This is a genomic window from Janthinobacterium sp. ROICE36, from assembly GCF_002869965.1.
In the GTDB taxonomy this organism is placed as follows: domain Bacteria; phylum Pseudomonadota; class Gammaproteobacteria; order Burkholderiales; family Burkholderiaceae_D; genus Janthinobacterium.
On record NZ_PEBS01000007.1, the window covers coordinates 14,483 to 31,953 of the forward strand.

The following is a 17,471-nucleotide window of genomic DNA, read 5'->3' on the forward strand; positions in this document are numbered from 1 at the left end:
TGGTGCCGCTCTGGCCCCGACATGTGGGTCATTTTAGGAGAAAGAATGCGCGACACCGATGTTTTAGGCACGATCAACGACGGCGTGTTTTTTGCAAGAATATTTGGGCCAGAGCGCGATTGGGACGCGGCGCTCGATGCCAGGGACGCCATCGCCTTCGATGCTGCCTGGCGCGAAAGCTATGACAGGCTCCCGCAAGACGATGCCGCGACGGCGCCGGTGAGGGAGGCCGCTTTCAAGGCGGTTTTCCGCTTGACGGCCAACCCGGACCTGGCCGCCTGCGTCTCCGACGATTTCGGCCTGATCGCCCAGGCCCGCTTGCAAGCTGCCGATATCGCCTTCATCGACAGCTTGTGGGATTGCTATGCGCGGGGCGAGTTTCCCGCTTAACAGGCGCGCAGGGATGCGACAGCACCGATACGCATTGGTATAATTCAATATTTCCAGCATTATGGAATAATTAAATGTGGCAGTGACCGGAACGGATACCATGCTCATCGCTTTCCTGATCTTTCTCGCCACCCTGACCCTGGTCATCTGGCAACCGCGCGGCCTGGGCATCGGCTGGAGCGCCGTCATCGGTGCCTGCGTGGCCTTGCTGGCCGGCGTGATCCACTGGGGCGACATCCCCGTCGTCTGGCATATCGTGTGGAATGCCACCGGCACCTTCATCGCCGTGATCATGATCAGCCTGCTGCTCGACGCGGCCGGCTTTTTCGAGTGGGCTGCGCTGCACGTGGCGCGCTGGGGTGGCGGCAGCGGTAGAAAACTGTTCGTGCTGCTGGTCTTGCTGGGTGCCCTGGTATCGGCCGTGTTCGCCAACGACGGGGCCGCGCTGATCCTGACACCCATCGTCATCGCCATGCTGCGGGCGCTGAAGTTTTCCACCAAAGCTACCCTGGCCTACGTCATGGCGGCCGGTTTTATTGCGGACACAGCCAGCCTGCCGCTGGTGGTGTCGAACCTGGTGAATATCGTTTCGGCCGATTTCTTCAAGATCGGCTTTGCCGAGTACGCGTCCGTGATGGTGCCCGTCAACGTCGTCGCCGTGGCCGCCACCCTGGGCGTCTTGCTGCTTTTCTTCCGCCAGGATATCCCGCGCGACTATGATGCTTCGCAGCTGAAGCTTCCGGGCGCCGCCATCCGCGACCTGGCCACCTTCCGCGCCGGCTGGCCGGTGCTGGCGCTGCTGCTGGTGGGCTTTTTCTCGCAAGAAGCCCTGGGCGTGCCCATCAGCCTGATCGCCGCCGTGGGCGCCGCGTTGCTGCTGGGCGTGGCGGGCAAGGGCCACGTGATTTCCACGCGCCACGTGATCCGCCATGCGCCGTGGCATATCGTCGTCTTTTCGCTGGGCATGTACCTGGTCGTATATGGCTTGCGCAATGCGGGCTTGACGGCGTACCTGACGGGCATGCTGAATCACTTTGCCCAGTATGGCGTGTGGGGCGCAGCCATGGGCACGGGCGTGCTGACGGCATTCTTGTCTTCCGTGATGAACAACCTGCCGACGGTGCTGGTGGGCGCGCTGGCCATCGACCCGACGACGGCGCAGGGGGCTGTGCGCGAGGCGATGATCTACGCCAACGTCATCGGCAGCGACCTGGGGCCGAAGATCACGCCGATCGGCAGCCTGGCTACCTTGCTGTGGCTGCATGTGCTCGACAGCAAGAACATCCACATTTCCTGGGGCTACTATTTCCGTGTCGGCATCGTGCTGACCGTGCCCGTGCTCTTGCTGACCCTGGCCGCACTGGCGCTGCGCCTGTCCTGAGTTCCGTGTATGGTGGTGGCTGACAGCAACTTTAACTGGAAAGCCATGAAATTACTGCTTGTGGGCGCCACCGGTCTGGTGGGCCGCGAAGTGCTGCGCCTGGCGCTCGCCGACGCGCGCGTCAGCACGGTGGTGGCGCCGGTGCGCAAGGCCTTGCCGCCCCATGCGAAACTGCAGGCGCCCCTCATCGACTTCGATCACTTGCCGCCCGACGCGCCGTGGTGGCAGGCCGACGCCGTCATTTGTACCCTGGGCACGACCATGAAGGTGGCGGGCACGCGGCAAGTATTTTCGCGCGTGGACCATGACTATCCGCTGGCCGTGGCGCGCCTGGCGCTGGCGGCGGGCACGCGCACGTATGCGCTCAATTCGGCCGCCGGCGCCAACGCCGCGTCGCGTATCTTCTACAACCGCGTCAAGGGCGAGCTGGAACGCGATCTGCAAGCGTTGGGCTTTGCATCGCTCACGCACGTGCGGCCGGGCCTGATCGGCGGCGAGCGCGACGTGGCACGGGCCGGCGAGGGCGCCGCCTTGCGCCTCTTGCGCGTGCTGGGCCCCGTGCTGCCGCACCGCTGGCGCATCAATCCGGCACCGCGCATCGCCAGCGCCTTGCTGGAAGCGGCGCTGGCCGGTGCCCCAGGGCTGCATATTGTGACCTCGGAGCGCCTGCTGTGAAGGGCGCAGCCGACTGATTTTTGTTCCCGTGCCTGAAAGTGTAGATAATGCAGACAGTACGATCTTATCAGGCCAGCGACCGCGAGGCCTGCCTGGCCATCTTCGACGGCAATACGCCGCGCTTTTTTGATGCATCGGAGCGCGCGGGCTGTGCCGCCTGGCTGGAAGAGTCAAAGCAGCCGTATCTGCTCATCGAACGCGATGGCCGCCGCCTGAGCCTGCGCCTTCGATTTCGCGCCACCGAAACTGAGCGTCGTGCTGGATAAGGCCACGCGCACGCGCGCGCTGGTCGAGGGGAGCGGCACGTTTGTCAATCAGGCGGCCTACGACCTGTTCATCGGCGAAGTGGTGGGCGCCTGGGCCGATACGCGCGTGCTCCGCGACGGGCACTGGCATTTTGAGCAGGCCGATCCAGCGTGGCGCAGCCTGCATTACATCGCCGGCGTGACGCGCAGAGCTGATCAGTCGAGGGCGATGACCCGGTCGTTTGCGCCGGGCACGCAGCCGTCGGCGATGGCTTCCCAGCCCCGGTGCACCACCACCTGCTTGCCGTCGTGGCAGATTTCCACGCGCTCGCTGGCGGGCAGGCGCTGGCGCGCGAACGCTTCCAGGCTGGCCGGCAAGCTCACTGACAGCTGCAGCGTGCCGATGGCTTCCGGCGGGTGGTCGTCCATGTGCACGAGGGGTAGGAAAATCGAGCCGAGCATCAGCCAGCGCGCACCCACGTCGACGGCGGCGGGCGCATAGGTCGCGGCGCGCAGCCAGTCCTGGGCACGCGCACGCAAGTCGCTGCCTGCTCCCAGCTCGCCCCAGGCGGCGGCCAGCAATTCCACCACCCACTGATTGCAATTCTGGTATTTCAAACTGAACGCATACGCGTTGGCGCTGTAGCGGCCCGCCAGCAATTGCTGTACTCGCACAGGGTCGAGCAGGGCGCGGCGCAGCGGTGGCACGCTTTCCGCGGGCAGTTTCACCAGCGAGATATAGCCAAGCGCTGGCTTGTCTGTGCCCATGGCGAAACCCGCCGTGCCCTGGTCGAAGATGCGCGGGCGGCCTTCGTCGCAGGCGTAGTACAGCTGGCGCGCGGACCAGCCGCTGTCGTTGTCGTGGCGCCAGGCCAGCGCGGCATGCGAATAGCGGATGCCGAAGCGCGCCAGGTCCAGGCCGGAACGGCTGATCAGCGCCACGCTGCCTTCGCTGGCGGCCAGTTCTTCGCGCACCACGGCGGCAAAGCGCAAGAGCCGGTCCTGTTCCGTGGCCGTGAGCTCCTGCGCCCGGTCGCAAAAGCGCGCGGAAGCGAGGGAGCCGCCTGCCTGGGCAGCGCCAGCCAGGGTGAGTGCGGCGCAGGCAGCCAGCAGGCGCGCCAGGTGCCGCAGGATCAAAGGCTGACGGGACGCGTGGCCATTTCGCCGTACCAGTCGTCGGCCAGCACGAGGAAGAAGGCGGCGCGCGTGTCATTGCGCGAAAATTCGATGCCGTAGGCGCGGTTTTGCGCATGCACCATGTCGCCTTGCGCCAGTTGTTGCTTGTCGAGGGCCGCTTGCGGCAAGTCCAGCACCAGCGGCGTTGCCGTGGCATCGGCCTGCATGGTCAGGCGCGTCATGCCGACGCGATCCGGCACGGCGGCCACGTCGATGATGTGGTAGGGGCCATTGGCCACCTTGTTGTCGCGCGAGGAGCTGTTGCTCGAACCGTTGAGTGAATCGGAAATACTGCCGCTCGACTGGGAGCCGGCGCTGGAGGCCGAGGAAACGAAGCTGTCGGCGTTGGCGTTGCACGCCACGGTCAGTGCTGCGGCCAGGCCGAGCATGCGTAAGGAGATAGTCAAGGCAGTTTTCCAGTGGACATCAATGAAAGCGGGCCGGGTCCATCCCAGCCTGCGCCATGATAGCAGATCGGCCTTTAACTGAGCAGTACCTCGATCAGGGCCTTCGCTTCGGCCGACGGCTGCGTGCGCAGCACTTGCAGCACGGGATCGTGCTCAAGGTAGGCTTGCAGCGGCGCGCTGACGGTGATGCTGGCTTGCGGCAGCGGCGAGGGGACGGGCGCCAGCGCCTTGGCCAGCAGCAGGGTGTCGCGCAAGCCTTCGGGCGGCAGCATGATGGTCGAGCCTGGCAAGGCATTGACGGCATCGGCTACCGGCTGCGGCACGCCCAGCTGGCGCATCAGCGCGCGGCCGATCACTTCCAGCGTGGACGCCATCTGCGTTTCCAGCTGGGCGTACAGGCCTGGGGTCTTGTCGGCCTGGGCCAGCATATAAAAGCCGGCCACTTCATGCACGATGCCGGCGAACAGGGCCGTATCGGCATCCGTGTGCGTGACGGCGCCGGCCAGCGCATGCGACAGCGCCGCCACATGCACGGTGTGCGCCCACAGCTGGGTGGCGCGGGCGCGCAAGGCTTCGTCGCGGATACCCGCGTTCAGTTGGCGGATGACGGCCGCCGTCGCCAGCGCATACAGGTTGCGGTGTCCCAGCCGCTCGACGGCGGCGCGCACGCTGGTGATGGCGAGCGCCTGGCCGGGCGAGAACAGGGCCGAATTGGCCAGCGCCACGGCGCGCGCCGACAAGGTCGGCTCGCACAGCAGCAGCCGGCTGATGTCGGCCGAGTGGCAATCGGGGTTGGCCAGTTCCTTTTGCAGGAGCAGGGCCGTATTGATGCTGGTGGGAAAGGCCAGGGTTTGCGTTTCGGCGCTGGCCAAAAGTTGCGCCAGGCTGCTGAGCGTGTTGACGTGCATGGATAGGGGTGCGAGAAGTAGCAATACCCCATAATATCAGGCAATCCGGCCGGCATGGCGTCCGGCAGCCTTTTCAGCCATGCGCCTGTCAGGGCAGCAGCAATGCATGCTGGCTGGCCGTGTGAAAATCGCGCCACACGCGGTTGATGGTGCTGTCTTCGCGGGCCGCGTACAGGCCGCAGTACGGATACAAGCCATCGACGGCAGAGCGCGCGGCGGCGACCAGGGCCAGCGAAGCGGCCTGCACGGCCTGCATGGCGTTGTCGTCCAGCACCGCGCCGCCTGCCACCGTTGCCCAACTGTCGTCCAGCACGGCATAAAAATGCGCGCGGGCGGCAGTGTAGGCGTCTTTCCTGTCTTGCAACATGGTCGCCACTTCCGGCACGTCCAGCAGCGGCAAGCCGGCGCGCGCATGGCGACGGTGGTGCATGCATTCTTCGGCCAACGCCATGAAATGGCTGGCCATGCCGGCCACGTTGGCGGCCAGGGTCACGTAGGCGAGTGAATGGAACGGATAGCGGTACAGGGGGCCGTTGGCCGTCGCGGTGTCGGCACTGATGGTAAAACCATGTTCCTTGCTGAGCCACTGGCCCTCGATGCGGTAGTTGTGCGAGGCGCTGGCGCGCATGCCGATGCTGTTCCATGACGGCAGCAGTTGCACCAGCGCGGCGGGTACGAGGAAGGCGCGGATGCGTGGCTTTCCTTCTGCATCGAGCAGGGGTTGACCATCGCGCTGCAGCCGGGCGTTCAGGGTGAAGTGGGTGGCCATGGGCGCGCCGCTGGCGTAGTCCCAGCTACCCGTGATGCGGTAGCCGTCGCCTTCTTCTTCCGCGTAACCGGTGGCCGCGCCGCTGCCGCCCAGGCAGACGCGGGGCGTGCCGATGATGGCGCGCGCCATGTCGGGCGCCAGAAAGCCCGCGAACCAGCCCGCGCCCGCGCACAAGGTCAGTACCCAGCCCATGCTGCCGTCGACGGCGGCCACGGCTTCTTCCAGGCGCACCACTTGCGGCAAGGGCAGTTCCGTGCCGCCCGCGCTGCGCGGCGCCAGCATCGTCAGCCAGCCGCGCCGGTGCAGCAAGGCTTGCTGGGCCGGATGCAGGAAGCGGGCGGCGTCGGCCGCCGGCGCATGGCGCGCGATGCGGCGCGCGTCGCGTGCGGAAAGGGTCTCAAGGGCAGCGTGCGGCATGGGCAAAGTCCGGCAATGGCAAAAGCGGGCATTTTCGCACAGCGCGGCGTGGCCGGGCCGGCGATCGCCTGTCTGGGCGCCAGTGCGGCGCGCCGCCCATGGCGGCAATGGTGGCCGGGAAGGCGTTTTTGCCGCATCATGGAGGCGGCATGTGCCATCCACCTGGAGCGTCACCATGAACGCATCGGCTGCGACGCAAACGAAGCGCTGGCAAGATGTCAGCGCCGGCCTGTCGATCGCCGGCCTGCTGCTGCCGGAAGCGGTGGCGTATGCCAGTATCGGCAACCTGGCGCCCCAGGCGGGCATCGTGGCGCTGTTCGCGGGCTTGCTGTGCTATGGCGCACTGGGCACGAGCCGCTTTGCCATTGTGTCGGCCACGTCGTCCTCGGCCGCCGTGCTGGCAGCGGCCATGGCTACCATGCAGGGCGGCACGGCGGGTCACCGCCTCATGCTGATGGCGGGTCTGGTGATGTTGACGGGAGGATTTTTCCTGCTGGCATGGGTGGCCAGGCTGGGCAGTGTCACGCAATTCATCGCCAAGCCGGTATTGCGGGGCTTTTCCTTCGGCCTGGCCATCGTCATCATCCTCAAGCAATTGCCTGGCGTGCTGGGCGTGCAGGCGGACGGCGACGTCGTCCATCTCGTGCCTGGCTTGCTGGCGCGGGCAGGGCAGTGGAACGGGCGCGGCGCGGGCCTGTGCGCGGCGGCGCTGCTGTTGCTGTTCCTGCTGCGGCGCCGGCAGCGCTGGCCCGCCGGGCTGATCGTCATTGCGCTGGGCATAGGCGCGGGCCGCTGGCTGGACTTGCCTGGTCACGGCGTGGCCCTGGTGGGCGCCATCGATGTCAGCCTGGCCATGCCCGTCCTGCCGCGCCTGACCCAAGAGGAATGGACGCGCCTGGCCGAACTGGCCTTCGCCCTGGCGCTGATCCTGTATGCCGAATCGTATGGTGCCATCCGCAGTTTCGCCTTGAAGCATGGTGACGCCGTGGCGCCCGAGCGCGATTTGCTGGCGCTGGGCGCGGCGAACGTGCTGGCAGGCTTGCTGCAAGCCATGCCCGTAGGCGCCGGCTATTCGGCCACCTCGGCCAACGAGGCGGCCGGCGCCACCTCGCGCCTGGCGGGCCTGGTGGCCGCCGCCGTGGTGGGTATCATCGTGCTGACCCTGCTGCCTCTGGTGGCGTTCATGCCGGTGCCCGTGCTGGCCGCCGTGGTCATCCACGCTGTCAGCCATACGCTGAACCCGGTTTTCTTGCAACCGTATTTTGCCTGGCGCCGCGACCGCCTGCTGGTGCTGGCGGCAATTGCCGGCGTGCTGCTGTTCGGCGTGCTTGACGGCTTGCTGGTGGCCATCGCCATCAGCCTGCTGCTGATGCTGCGCCGCCTGTCGCGGCCGGGCATGTCCGTGCTGGGACGGCTGGGCGACAGCCACGATTACGTCAAGCTGGCGCTGCAACGCGATGCCCGGGCGCGGCCGGACCTGCTGATACTGCGCCTCGATGAACCCTTGTTCTTTGTCAATGCCGAGCGCAGCCTGCACCTGGCGCGTGCCATGCTGGAAGAGCGGGCCGGTCCGCTGCGCAAGGTGATCCTCAGTCTGGAAGAATCGCCCGACCTCGACGGCAGCAGCGTGGAAGCCTTGCGCGACTTTGCTGCGTTCGTGCGTCAGCAGGGGCTGGCTCTGGCTCTGGCGCGGCTGAAGGAGCCAGCATACACGGTGCTGCAGCTGGCCTTGCGCGACATGCTGGCCGTCCAGGCCGGGCCGGTGCTGCTGCTCAGCGAATTGAGCGTGGCCGAGGCCGTGCGCCTGCTGGACGACGCTACGCCTGCGAAGTAGCGCCGACTACGCTACGAAGGCGGCCAGGCCTTGCATCCGGGAGACGGCATGACAAGCGCGAGCACCGCAACTGCTGCAGGTCAGGCGGATTTTGCCAGGCCTTCCGCTGCCAGCGCCGCCTTGACGCTGTCGCGCTGGGCCATTCTGCCCAGGAAGGCTTGCACATTTGCCAGCGCGGACAAGTCCACGCCCACGCGCGGCGCCCAGCCCGTGATGACGAACAGGTAAGCGTCGGCCACGGTGAAGGTGTCGCCCGTCAGGTAGGCCTGGCCTTGCAGGCGACTGTCCACCCATTGGAATTTCTTGACCAGTTGCCCAATGAACAAGGCCTTGGTGGCGGCGTCGTAGCGGGGATCGAACAGGGGACTGAACGACTTGTGCAGCTCGGATGTGATGTAGTTCTGCCATTCCAGCACCTTGTAGCGGGCAAAGTTGCCCACCGGCGGCAGCAGATCTTGCCTGCCGGCCAGTTCGGCGATGTACTGCGCAATGACGGGGCCTTCGCTCAAGGTCGTTCCATCATCGAGCGCCAGCAGCGGCACCTGGCCTTTCGGGTTGAGTTCATAGTAATTGCCGCCTTCCGGCGTCCGGTGCTGGCCCAGGTCGACCTTCACCAGGGTGAATGGCGTGCCCGTTTCGCGCAGGATGATGTGCGGTGCCTGCGAGCAGGCGCCCGGCGAGTAAAAGAGTTTCATGGCGATCCTTGAACAGGTGGGAAAGTAAGCACTATAGACCCGCATCGCCGCACGGTAAACGCGTGTTCGTGTGGTGACTATGCGCGTCAGTGCGTTATTCGAGGGTGGGGGTGGCGATCACAGGAGCCGCACGACCGGCATGATGACTGTCGTGGAGGGTGAGATTTTTCATCAAGCTGCCCTTGCTGCTGGTGCTGTCATGCCGCCGCAGCGGCTGACCACTCGCGCAGCAATTGGCCGAACGCTTCGGCCGCCGCCGTGCTGCTGGCGGCGCGCCAGAGCAGCTGGAACTGGGCGGCGGGCAGGGCGGGCAAGCCATGCTGGCCATCGATGACCACCATGCCCGCTTCCAGGTCGCCTTGCGGCAAGGCCGTGATCGCCAGCCCGGCCAGCACGGCGGCGCGCAAGCCCTGCTGACTGGGCGAGGTGAACGCCACGCGCCAGTCGAGGCCGGCGCCATCGAGGGCAGTGACGCCCACCTGGCGGTGCATGCACGGTGCCGGGGAAAACGCCAGCGGCAGCGGCAGCGCGCCGTCGTGGCGGAAATCGTGCGCGGCTGCCCAGACGAAGCGTGTGCGGCGCAGCACGGCCGCGTCATCTTGCGCATCCGCCAGGGCCATGACGACGGCCAGGTCCAGCGCATCGGCGGCGACCAGTTTCTGCAAGTCAAGATAGGTGCCCACCGTCACATCCAGGCGCACGGCGGGAAACAGGTGTGCGAACTGCGCCAGCAGGGCCGGCAGGCGCGCGCCCATGAAATTTTCCGGCACGCCAAAGCGCACGGCGCCCGCAATCGAGGAACGCTGGAAGCGCCGCGACAGCGCATCCTGGGCCGCCAGGATCTGCCGCGCGTGGCGCAGGAAATCTTCGCCATCTTCCGTCAGGCGCAGGCTGCGCGTCGTGCGTATCAGCAGCGCGGCGCCCGCCTGCTCTTCCAGGCGGCGGATCTGGTGGCTGATGGCGGACTGACTCAGGTGCAACCGTTCGGCGGCGCGCGTAAAGCCGCCCGTGTCCTGGACGGCCACAAAGGCGCGCAGCAGGGCGGTATCGAAGTCCATGAAGCTCCCGTGATTCATGATGAAAATGAATGAATTGTACAAAATTTTATCATTTCCCTCATGAATCCAGGCTTTCTAGAATGCTGGCTCGCAGTGCGCCGTATCCACGCGCGCTCCATGACTACCGACATCAAGGCTTCGATGCACCTGACTACTTCGCAAAAAAATACCCTGACCCTGGCCGCCGTCTGCCTGGCATCACTCATGTTCGGCCTGGAAATTTCCAGCGTGCCCGTCATCCTGCCCAACCTGGAAACGGTGCTGCATGGCGACTTCAAGGACTTGCAATGGATCATGAATGCCTACACACTGGCTTGCACCACCGTGCTGATGGCCACGGGCACGCTGGCCGACCGCTATGGCCGCAAGCGCTTGCTGCTCGCCAGCCTGGCGCTGTTCGGCCTCAGTTCGCTCGTATGCGGATGGGCCGGCAGCACGGGCGTGCTGATCGCTGCGCGCGCGCTGCAGGGCGCGGCCGGTGGTGCCATGCTGATTTGCCAGGTGGCCGTGCTGTCGCAGCAGTTTCCAACTGGCGCCGCGCGGGGCCGGGCGTTTGGCGCCTGGGGCATCGTGTTTGGCCTGGGCCTGGGTTTCGGCCCCATCATCGGCGCGGCCATCGTCGCGCTGTCAAACTGGCAATGGGTATTTCTCGTGCACGGACCGCTTGCGCTGGCGGCCCTGTTGCTGGTGGCGCTGGGCGTGAGCGAGTCGCGCGATTCGCAGCGGCGCAAGCTGGACGTGGCGGGCATCGCCACCCTGTCGCTGGCCGTGTTCAGCCTGGCGTGGTGCCTCACGCAGGGGCCAGCGCTGGGTTTCAATGATCCCCGCACGCTGGCCATCCTGGCCGTTGCGCTGCTCAGCCTGATGCTGTTTGTCATGATAGAGCGGCGCCAGCGTGAACCGATGATCGACTTTTCCGTGTTCCGCATCCGCCGTTTTTCGGGCGCGCTGCTCGGTTCGGCGGGCATGAACTGCAGTTTCTGGCCGCTCATGATTTATCTGCCCCTGTACGTGCAATATGGTCTCGGTTACAGCAGCCTGGGCACGGGCCTGACCTTGCTGGCCTACACCTTGCCCACCTTGCTCGTGCCGCCCCTGGCCGAACGGCTGGCGCTGCGCTACCGTGCCGATGCGGTGATCCCTGCCGGCTTGCTGGCCATCGGCCTGGGTTTTTTGCTGATGCTGTGGGGCAGCCATGCTGAAACTGCCAGCTGGCTGACGATCTTGCCCGGCTGCCTGCTGGCGGGCACGGGCCTGGGCTTGACGAATACGCCCGTCACCAACACGACGACGGGCGCCGTGCCCGGCGAACGGGCCGGCATGGCTTCCAGCATCGACATCAGCGTGCGCATGGTCAGCCTGTCGATCAATATCGCGCTGATGGGCTTTATCCTCGTCGAAGCCGTCCAGTCCGCCTTGCGCCAGCATGTGCCTGCCGGGATTGATGCGGCGGCGCTGCGCGCCATGGCGGAAGGCTTGTCGGCAGGCAATGGCGTCGGCGCGCTGCCGGTCGGCGTGGCCAAGCTTGCGCTGGCACAAGGCTTTGGCGCCGTGATGCTATACGGCGGCGTGGCCGCCTGTCTGTTCGCCGTGGTCAGCTGGCTGGTGTTTGGCGCCGGGCGGGAGGGTGCGCTTGGGGCTGGGAGGCTATAATCTGGGCACGTTGGCAAGTGTTGCTTAACGTTATTACGAGGCCACCCATGCATAAACTGATTTCCGAACTCACCCGCCTGTACCTGTTCGAGGAACAGCAGCATTACGTCGATGCGCAGGGTGGCGCGCAGCCGTTGACGCCGGCCGTGCTGGCGCGCCATCTGTCGGGCGAGCAGACGGTGGCCGTGCCGCTCGTCAGCGATGCCAGCCATGGCGGCCTGGCGCGCGCGCTGGTGCTGGAGTTTGGCGGCAAGGGCGGCGGCGAAGCGCACTGGAGCGCGCTATGCACGATCGCCAATGCCGTGCAACATGAGCTGGACTTGCCGGCGCCCGCCGTCAGCATCTCGGGTACGGCGTTCCAGCTGTGGCTGTCGCTGGCCACGCCCGTGCCAGTCGCCCAGGCGCGCCAGTTCGTGCAGTTGCTGCGCACCACCTTTTTACCCGCCTCGACCGACATCCTCGCCGCAGCACCGCCCGCTTACGTGGAGCAGGTGGCGCTGCCGCCATGTTTGCAGCCATCGGGCAAATGGGCCGCCTTCATCCACCCCAGCATGGGCGCCGCCTTCGTCGACGAACCGGGCCTGGACATGGCGCCGCCGCCAGCCGCCCAGCTGGGCTTCCTGGAAAGCTTGCGCAGCATGAACCCGGCCCAGTTCGCGCAGGCGCTGGCGAAATTGCAGGGACATGCGGGGCTGGCTGTCGCCGTGCCCGCTCCCGTCGCCGAAGCATTGCCAGTGGCTGCGTCCGCCACTGCGCCGGGCTTGCTGTTGCAGGATGCCACGCTGGAAGACATCGTGCGCTGGCTGCATGCGCGCAATATTGAGCCAACTTTGCGGCACCGGCTGCCGTAGCGGAGTGCTCGCAGATGGCGGCAGCAGGCGGCCAGCAGCGGACATGTTGACGGATGTGACAATGGTTGTATTTTTCTTGCTGGCAATTTGCTATGCTCTTCGGCTGCTCTCGACCAATGTCGGCAATGAAAAGCCAGGACGAGCTTCGCGTTAAATTAAATTCAGGAAACCGTCTATGCACTTGCCCGCCGAGAAAAACGCCCCCCGAGATTTTGATTTCATCATCGGCGATTGGCTGGTAAAACATCGCCGGCTCAATTCCAGATTCACCAATTGCAAGGAATGGACAGAGTTTGACGGCCTCTCTTCGACCGTCAAGACACTGGGTGGCTTTGGCAACCTGGAGGACAACGTTCTCTACTTCCCGGAAGGCAGCTTCCGTGCCCTTGCACTGCGCTCGTTTTGCATGAAATCCGACACCTGGTCGATCTGGTGGCTCGATGCACGCAAGCCGACGACGCTTGACGCCCCTGTTGTTGGAAAATTTTCCAATCACATCGGCGTATTTTTTGCAGATGACCTACTCGATGGCCAGGCAATAAAAGTGCGCTTTACCTGGACTGCAACACCTGGTGAAAATCCTCGTTGGGATCAGGCTTTTTCCAAGGACCAAGGAAGCACATGGGAAACGAACTGGACTATGGATTTCGTGCGCGCCGCACAGGAAATGGCACCCATTCAGCCGTAACGCGAACCTTAATAAAGGAAGATTGAAATTCGACGCGCCGAGCTCACACAACGCCAGATAGTCAGAAACTTGATGGAGTTGTCTCAGCACGATTTTTCCGAGCTTGACGGCACAGATTTGGACGAACATGGTTAATACGGCTATGACGATTTGGACTGCTTTTGGGTGAACCCGACGTGTTCAGCGTATGTCATGAAGGTTGACAATAAGTGGGCAGGCTTTGTTTGTAAGCGTCCGCCTACCACCGTCTTCCCTTGAGCGCCGCGCGTCGCCATGATTGAATTTGGGGCGCAAATTGATTGTGTCCACAAATCTATTTATGGACACAATAATCCAACCAGTCCCAATCATGGCCAAACGGGGTCCGTATCGCCAACACAGCGATGAGTTCAAGCGTGCCGCCGTGGCGCGCACGTTGCTCGCTGGCGCATCCGTTTCGCTGACGAGGCGCTTGCCGGCGTCACTTTGCCCAACCAGCTGATGGCAGTCACGGTGGTCGACCTACCGCCTGCAGCTGCACCGGTCGCCAGCACTGTGCACAGTTTCGCCTTCTAACAGCTGTTGTTGCTACATGCTCAGGGCTTATTCGAGACTCGCATCTATGCGGACGATCAGGCCCCCTGTAGCCACGGACATATCCAGCAAACCGATTTCGTGTCCAAAATCGCCGGTAAAATCGACCCGCACCCGTATCAGGTCGACGCTGAGATTTTCCAGCGAGAGGAAACGCGTCACCGTGTGATAAGCAATGAAAAACTGCTCGATATAGCTGCGAATCCCGCTATGTCCATCGAAACAATGCCCAGTCGAGGGGTCGTCGATCACGGCATCTCGTGCGAACAATTTCAACACCGCGTCAACGTCATAAGCATTTGTGGCGGCGATAAAAGCATCGGCGGTCTTGCGTAGCTTGGTCGCATTTCGGACAAGTTTCATTTGTGGCTCCATTAGTCGTTTGAAAGTGCGTTCATCAGAATTAGCACTGACACGTCAGCAATGCGCCGTACTGGTCGCAGGCATGGAGGGGCATGGCTGATCAGGCATTGCGCGTGTGCGCCAGCATCCGCGCCGCGTCGCGCCGCGGCGCCATCCCGAACAGGCGCGCATATTCCCTGCTGAACTGGGTCGCACTCTCGTAGCCGACATCGTACGCGGCCGCTGCCACGCTGCTGCCCTTGGCCACCATCAGCGTGCGCGCGTGCATCAGGCGAATGCGCTTCTGGTACTGCACCGGGCTCAATGACGTCGCCGCCTTGAAATGACGGTGAAACGCCGACACGCTCATCGCCGCATTGCCGGCCAATTCCTCAACGCGCATCGGCAAATTGAAATCGCGCCGTATCCATGCGATGGCCGCCGCCAGGCGCGCCATGGCGCTGTCGGGCGCCGCGATTGCACGCAACATGGCGCCATGCGGCCCTGCAGCACGCGATACAGGATCTCGCGCTCGTAAACAGGCGCCAGCGCAGCGATATCGTCGGGACGGACCATCAAGCCCAGCATGCGCGTCCAGACGTCGAGCAGTTCCGGCGTGACAGCTGCGACTGAAAAGGCATTGCCACGGTTTTGGGCGCAGCCCGGTGGCAGGTCCGCTATCAGTTCGGCCAGGATGGACGGCACCAGTGTCAAGGCCACGGCCATGTAAGGTTCACCGGCCGCATCAGACCTGATGACGCCTACCGCCGGCAGCTCAAGCGACATGACGAAATAGGTCGCCGGATCATAGTCAAACGTCTGTTCTCCGACCGTCATTGACTTGCTGCCTTGCAGGATCAGGTTGATCATCGGCTCGTACACGGTCGCCAGTTCATGCTCGGGAATGGCGCCCTGTACCATCGCCACGCGTGGAATGCCTGTCTCAAGGCGCCCATTCTTGTTTTGGGCGGCAAGCATCCGCAAACGGCCCATCTGCTCGTTGATTTGATTGTCCATGACTCATTGGACCCTAACGCGGCACGTCGTGCAAGGCCAAAGCAGAATCAGGCAGGTTTCAGGCAGGATCGGATGTGTCCACCAACCGCAATGCCGGTACAGTGAACGCCTCACTTTCAATCACTGGAGTTTCACATGAATGTCATCGTCATCACCGGCGGCAGTCGCGGCATCGGCGCAGCAGCCGCCATCGAAGTTGCCAAACTCGGCATGGGCGTCATCCTTACTTACAACACCAATGCCGCCGCAGCGGACAGGGTCGTCGCGACCATCGAAGCGGCTGGCGGCAAAGCCGTTGCGCTGCCACTTGATGTCGGTAACGCTGACAGCTTTGGCGCCTTCAAGGCAGCCGTTATGCAGGCGCTGGAAACCACCTGGAACACCACAAGCTTGTACGGTCTCGTCAACAACGCTGGCTACGGCCTGTTCAATCCAATCGAATTTGTCACCGAGGCGCAGTTTGACGGCTTGATGAACGTGCACTTGAAGGGGCCTTTCTTTCTGACCCAGGCGCTGCTGCCGCTGCTGGCAAGCGGTGCGGCCATCGTCAACCTGACCAGCGCGACTACCCGTGTGGCCACTGCCGGCGTAGCGCCCTATGCGGCCTTCAAGGGAGGCCTGGAAGTCCTCTCGCGTTACATGGCCAAGGAGTTCGGCGCACGCGGCATCCGTGTCAACGCGGTCTCGCCAGGTGCAATCCGCACCGAACTCGGTGGCGGCCTGAACGATGAATTCGAAGCCTTGCTGGCAGGGCAAACAGCGCTTGGACGCGTCGGTGAACCGGAGGATGTAGGACGTGTCATCGCCACGCTGCTCTCACCTGTCACTGGCTGGGTCAACGCACAAACCGTCGAAGTCGGCGGCGGATACATTATTTAAGCGAACAAAAGGTGCACACTTAACCAGTGCTGGAGCCAGATGACTTTTACGGAAATTAAACGATCTACACCTGCCAAGGAGCCGCAATGCTGGACCACCTGTTTCTCTGCGTCGCCGATGTCCCGGCCTCGATCGCCTTTTACGAGCACGCATTGGCGCCCCTCGGCATCATGCACGTCCATGACTACAACGGGGCCGACGGCCCACCCGGCCACCCCGACCTGAAAGGCTTCGGTAGCAACAATCGCATCTACTTCTGGCTGCGCGCCGGGGCCGCCGATGCGCGAGCCGTTCACATCGGCTTCGTGGCCGACAGCACCGCCGCCGTTGATGCCTTTTATGCAGCCTCGCTGCAGGCCGGCGCGACGGACAATGGCCCGCCCGGTGCCCGCCTGCACTACGACCCTCGCTACTACGCGGCGAATATTTTTGACCTTGATGGCTACAGCATCGAAGTCGTCTACAAAAGCTGGCAGCACACGCAGCCAGCATCCACATAGAAAGCTATCCCATGTCCCAGACCATCCTGATATATGGCGCCACCGGCTACACCGGCAGACTCGTCGCCATGCAAGCCCGCGTAACGCATCTATCCTTCGAGATCGCCGGCCGCAATGGCCCGCAAGTGACTGCACTGGCCGACGAACTGGGCGTGCCATGCCGCATCTTTGCGCTCGATGACCCAGAAACCATCATTGCCAGCCTGGCCGGCGTCACGGCCGTCCTGAACTGCGCTGTCCCGTTCGCCAGTACTGCGCGTCCACTGATGGAAGCTTGCATCGCTTGTGGCGTCCACTATCTCGACATTACTGCCGAATACAAAGTGTATGCCTGGGCTGAAGCATGCTCCGAACGCGCGGCTGCCGCCGGCGTCATGTTACTGCCCGGTGTAGGCTGGGACGTGGTGCCGAGCGATTGCCTGGCTATGTACCTTGCCGCCAAAGTCGATCAACCCCAGAGCCTGCGCATTGCGCTCCAGATTGCCAATTCAATGTCGCGCGGTTCGACCAGCAGTGTGGGCGAGATCCTCGGAGTCGGATTGCTGGTGCGGGCCGAAGGCACTATCGTGGCCAAGCTCGATGCTGCGCCGGCGCGTTTCGACTTTGGTGCCGGCCTGGTTGATAGCGTGCCTCTGTCATTCGGCGACCTGGTCACTGCATGGAAGTCGACAGGGATTCCGAATATCGCCATGTTCGTCAACATAAAAGAGAACGTCATGCCGGAAGGCGTCGCTGCCATGCCTGAAGGTCCGTCGCTGGACGAACGCGCTGCCAACCGCGCCTGTGCAGTCGCTGAAGTAACAGGCATTGATGGCGCCGTGGTGCGCGCGCGTATTGAAACCGTCAACGGTTATTCATACACGCCGCTGGCTGCCGTCGAAGCGCTGCGTCTGGTGGCGGCAGGTCAATTCAACCCCGGTTTCCAGACTCCGGCCACCGTGTTTGGCGCCAGTTTTGCCGTCTCGAGTGCAGACACCCGCATTGTTGACATGGCTTGACGTAGCATGTCAGCG

Annotated in this window: 20 protein-coding genes and 1 pseudogene; 12 read left to right on the top strand and 9 right to left on the bottom strand. The window is 64.0% G+C overall.

Annotated elements, in window-relative coordinates; all coding sequences use genetic code 11:
* Window positions 1-45 precede the first annotated feature (45 nt).
* From CSZ94_RS04540 to CSZ94_RS28445, 5 genes and pseudogenes are all read left to right on the top strand, one after another.
* A complete protein-coding gene (locus CSZ94_RS04540) occupies window positions 46-390 on the top strand; it encodes a hypothetical protein (protein WP_102120432.1) in 345 nt (114 codons plus the stop codon).
* A 100-nt stretch (window positions 391-490) separates the two neighbouring features.
* Window positions 491-1,771: an arsenic transporter gene (locus tag CSZ94_RS04545; RefSeq protein WP_102120433.1), complete on the top strand. Its 1,281-nt coding sequence runs from the start codon at window positions 491-493 to the stop codon at window positions 1,769-1,771.
* A 45-nt stretch (window positions 1,772-1,816) separates the two neighbouring features.
* The gene (locus tag CSZ94_RS04550) at window positions 1,817-2,446 is read left to right on the top strand and encodes an NAD-dependent dehydratase (protein WP_102120496.1); all 630 of its coding nucleotides are present in this window, start codon (window positions 1,817-1,819) and stop codon (window positions 2,444-2,446) included.
* A gap of 47 nt (window positions 2,447-2,493) precedes the next feature.
* Window positions 2,494-2,712, top strand: coding sequence for a hypothetical protein (locus tag CSZ94_RS27915; RefSeq protein ID WP_180977368.1), 219 nt, complete (start codon window positions 2,494-2,496; stop codon window positions 2,710-2,712).
* Window positions 2,648-2,890 (top strand): annotated as a pseudogene (locus tag CSZ94_RS28445) (flavin reductase); the annotation flags it as partial. The gene CSZ94_RS27915 and the pseudogene CSZ94_RS28445, both read left to right, overlap by 65 nt.
* A 17-nt stretch (window positions 2,891-2,907) precedes the next feature.
* Here the strand turns inward: CSZ94_RS28445 and CSZ94_RS04560 are convergent.
* From CSZ94_RS04560 to CSZ94_RS04575, 4 genes are all read right to left on the bottom strand, one after another.
* Entirely contained in the window at window positions 2,908-3,828 is a 921-nt protein-coding gene (locus tag CSZ94_RS04560) for a DUF2145 domain-containing protein (RefSeq protein ID WP_102120434.1), read from the bottom strand.
* Entirely contained in the window at window positions 3,825-4,256 is a 432-nt protein-coding gene (locus tag CSZ94_RS04565; RefSeq protein WP_102120435.1) for a hypothetical protein, read from the bottom strand. The genes CSZ94_RS04560 and CSZ94_RS04565 overlap by 4 nt, the downstream gene beginning before the upstream one ends.
* A 92-nt stretch (window positions 4,257-4,348) precedes the next feature.
* Window positions 4,349-5,182, bottom strand: a complete 834-nt coding sequence (locus tag CSZ94_RS04570) for an HDOD domain-containing protein (protein ID WP_258000765.1) — start codon at window positions 5,180-5,182, stop codon at window positions 4,349-4,351.
* Window positions 5,183-5,270: 88 nt separating this feature from the next.
* A complete protein-coding gene (locus tag CSZ94_RS04575) occupies window positions 5,271-6,368 on the bottom strand; it encodes an acyl-CoA dehydrogenase (protein ID WP_102120436.1) in 1,098 nt (365 codons plus the stop codon).
* 175 nt (window positions 6,369-6,543) lie between these two features.
* On the opposite strand from CSZ94_RS04575, the gene CSZ94_RS04580 reads away from it, so the two are divergent.
* On the top strand, window positions 6,544-8,202 hold the full coding sequence (locus tag CSZ94_RS04580; protein ID WP_102120437.1) for a SulP family inorganic anion transporter: 1,659 nt from the start codon (window positions 6,544-6,546) through the stop codon (window positions 8,200-8,202).
* A gap of 80 nt (window positions 8,203-8,282) precedes the next feature.
* On the opposite strand, the gene gstA is transcribed toward CSZ94_RS04580, so the two are convergent.
* Both gstA and CSZ94_RS04590 read right to left on the bottom strand, forming a co-directional pair.
* Window positions 8,283-8,897 (bottom strand): glutathione transferase GstA, encoded by a 615-nt coding sequence (gstA, locus tag CSZ94_RS04585; protein ID WP_102120438.1) that lies wholly within the window; start codon window positions 8,895-8,897, stop codon window positions 8,283-8,285.
* A gap of 197 nt (window positions 8,898-9,094) precedes the next feature.
* Window positions 9,095-9,955 carry a LysR substrate-binding domain-containing protein gene (locus tag CSZ94_RS04590; protein WP_102120498.1) on the bottom strand — a complete coding sequence of 287 codons (861 nt, stop codon included), beginning with the start codon at window positions 9,953-9,955 and terminating at the stop codon, window positions 9,095-9,097.
* 117 nt (window positions 9,956-10,072) lie between these two features.
* Here CSZ94_RS04590 and CSZ94_RS04595 point away from each other — a divergent pair, with 117 nt between their 5' ends.
* From CSZ94_RS04595 to CSZ94_RS04605, 3 genes are all read left to right on the top strand, one after another.
* The gene (locus tag CSZ94_RS04595; protein ID WP_258000766.1) at window positions 10,073-11,608 is read left to right on the top strand and encodes an MFS transporter; all 1,536 of its coding nucleotides are present in this window, start codon (window positions 10,073-10,075) and stop codon (window positions 11,606-11,608) included.
* A 47-nt stretch (window positions 11,609-11,655) separates the two neighbouring features.
* Window positions 11,656-12,459 (top strand): hypothetical protein, encoded by an 804-nt coding sequence (locus CSZ94_RS04600; RefSeq protein WP_102120439.1) that lies wholly within the window; start codon window positions 11,656-11,658, stop codon window positions 12,457-12,459.
* Between the two features lie 175 nt (window positions 12,460-12,634).
* Entirely contained in the window at window positions 12,635-13,147 is a 513-nt protein-coding gene (locus CSZ94_RS04605) for a DUF1579 domain-containing protein (RefSeq protein WP_102120440.1), read from the top strand.
* 582 nt (window positions 13,148-13,729) lie between these two features.
* On the opposite strand, the gene CSZ94_RS04610 is transcribed toward CSZ94_RS04605, so the two are convergent.
* The 3 genes from CSZ94_RS04610 to CSZ94_RS04615 form a co-directional block, all read right to left on the bottom strand.
* Window positions 13,730-14,083, bottom strand: a complete 354-nt coding sequence (locus CSZ94_RS04610) for a YybH family protein (RefSeq protein WP_102120441.1) — start codon at window positions 14,081-14,083, stop codon at window positions 13,730-13,732.
* A gap of 100 nt (window positions 14,084-14,183) precedes the next feature.
* Window positions 14,184-14,465: a helix-turn-helix transcriptional regulator gene (locus CSZ94_RS28450; RefSeq protein WP_258000767.1), complete on the bottom strand. Its 282-nt coding sequence runs from the start codon at window positions 14,463-14,465 to the stop codon at window positions 14,184-14,186.
* Window positions 14,429-15,079: an AraC family transcriptional regulator gene (locus CSZ94_RS04615; protein WP_258000768.1), complete on the bottom strand. Its 651-nt coding sequence runs from the start codon at window positions 15,077-15,079 to the stop codon at window positions 14,429-14,431. The genes CSZ94_RS28450 and CSZ94_RS04615 overlap by 37 nt, the downstream gene beginning before the upstream one ends.
* A 135-nt stretch (window positions 15,080-15,214) precedes the next feature.
* Between CSZ94_RS04615 and CSZ94_RS04620 the strand changes: the two genes are divergently transcribed.
* From CSZ94_RS04620 to CSZ94_RS04630, 3 genes are all read left to right on the top strand, one after another.
* The gene (locus CSZ94_RS04620) at window positions 15,215-15,958 is read left to right on the top strand and encodes an SDR family NAD(P)-dependent oxidoreductase (protein WP_102120442.1); all 744 of its coding nucleotides are present in this window, start codon (window positions 15,215-15,217) and stop codon (window positions 15,956-15,958) included.
* 86 nt (window positions 15,959-16,044) lie between these two features.
* Window positions 16,045-16,458, top strand: a complete 414-nt coding sequence (locus CSZ94_RS04625) for a VOC family protein (protein ID WP_102120443.1) — start codon at window positions 16,045-16,047, stop codon at window positions 16,456-16,458.
* An 11-nt stretch (window positions 16,459-16,469) separates the two neighbouring features.
* Window positions 16,470-17,456 (top strand): saccharopine dehydrogenase family protein, encoded by a 987-nt coding sequence (locus CSZ94_RS04630; protein ID WP_102120444.1) that lies wholly within the window; start codon window positions 16,470-16,472, stop codon window positions 17,454-17,456.
* Window positions 17,457-17,471: the final 15 nt, after the last annotated feature.

Bases quoted from the DNA above. Each gene is read 5' to 3' on its own strand.
- CSZ94_RS04540 (WP_102120432.1), top strand. From the start codon at position 46: ATGCGCGACACCGATGTTTTAGGCACGATCAACGACGGCGTGTTTTTT.
- CSZ94_RS04545 (WP_102120433.1), top strand. From the start codon at position 491: ATGCTCATCGCTTTCCTGATCTTTCTCGCCACCCTGACCCTGGTCATC.
- CSZ94_RS04550 (WP_102120496.1), top strand. From the start codon at position 1,817: ATGAAATTACTGCTTGTGGGCGCCACCGGTCTGGTGGGCCGCGAAGTG.
- CSZ94_RS27915 (WP_180977368.1), top strand. From the start codon at position 2,494: ATGCAGACAGTACGATCTTATCAGGCCAGCGACCGCGAGGCCTGCCTG.
- CSZ94_RS04565 (WP_102120435.1), bottom strand. From the start codon at position 4,256: ATGCTCGGCCTGGCCGCAGCACTGACCGTGGCGTGCAACGCCAACGCC.
- CSZ94_RS04570 (WP_258000765.1), bottom strand. From the start codon at position 5,182: ATGCACGTCAACACGCTCAGCAGCCTGGCGCAACTTTTGGCCAGCGCC.
- CSZ94_RS04575 (WP_102120436.1), bottom strand. From the start codon at position 6,368: ATGCCGCACGCTGCCCTTGAGACCCTTTCCGCACGCGACGCGCGCCGC.
- CSZ94_RS04580 (WP_102120437.1), top strand. From the start codon at position 6,544: ATGAACGCATCGGCTGCGACGCAAACGAAGCGCTGGCAAGATGTCAGC.
- gstA (WP_102120438.1), bottom strand. From the start codon at position 8,897: ATGAAACTCTTTTACTCGCCGGGCGCCTGCTCGCAGGCACCGCACATC.
- CSZ94_RS04590 (WP_102120498.1), bottom strand. From the start codon at position 9,955: ATGGACTTCGATACCGCCCTGCTGCGCGCCTTTGTGGCCGTCCAGGAC.
- CSZ94_RS04595 (WP_258000766.1), top strand. From the start codon at position 10,073: ATGACTACCGACATCAAGGCTTCGATGCACCTGACTACTTCGCAAAAA.
- CSZ94_RS04600 (WP_102120439.1), top strand. From the start codon at position 11,656: ATGCATAAACTGATTTCCGAACTCACCCGCCTGTACCTGTTCGAGGAA.
- CSZ94_RS04605 (WP_102120440.1), top strand. From the start codon at position 12,635: ATGCACTTGCCCGCCGAGAAAAACGCCCCCCGAGATTTTGATTTCATC.
- CSZ94_RS04610 (WP_102120441.1), bottom strand. From the start codon at position 14,083: ATGAAACTTGTCCGAAATGCGACCAAGCTACGCAAGACCGCCGATGCT.
- CSZ94_RS28450 (WP_258000767.1), bottom strand. From the start codon at position 14,465: ATGCGCGTTGAGGAATTGGCCGGCAATGCGGCGATGAGCGTGTCGGCG.
- CSZ94_RS04615 (WP_258000768.1), bottom strand. From the start codon at position 15,079: ATGGACAATCAAATCAACGAGCAGATGGGCCGTTTGCGGATGCTTGCC.
- CSZ94_RS04620 (WP_102120442.1), top strand. From the start codon at position 15,215: ATGAATGTCATCGTCATCACCGGCGGCAGTCGCGGCATCGGCGCAGCA.
- CSZ94_RS04625 (WP_102120443.1), top strand. From the start codon at position 16,045: ATGCTGGACCACCTGTTTCTCTGCGTCGCCGATGTCCCGGCCTCGATC.
- CSZ94_RS04630 (WP_102120444.1), top strand. From the start codon at position 16,470: ATGTCCCAGACCATCCTGATATATGGCGCCACCGGCTACACCGGCAGA.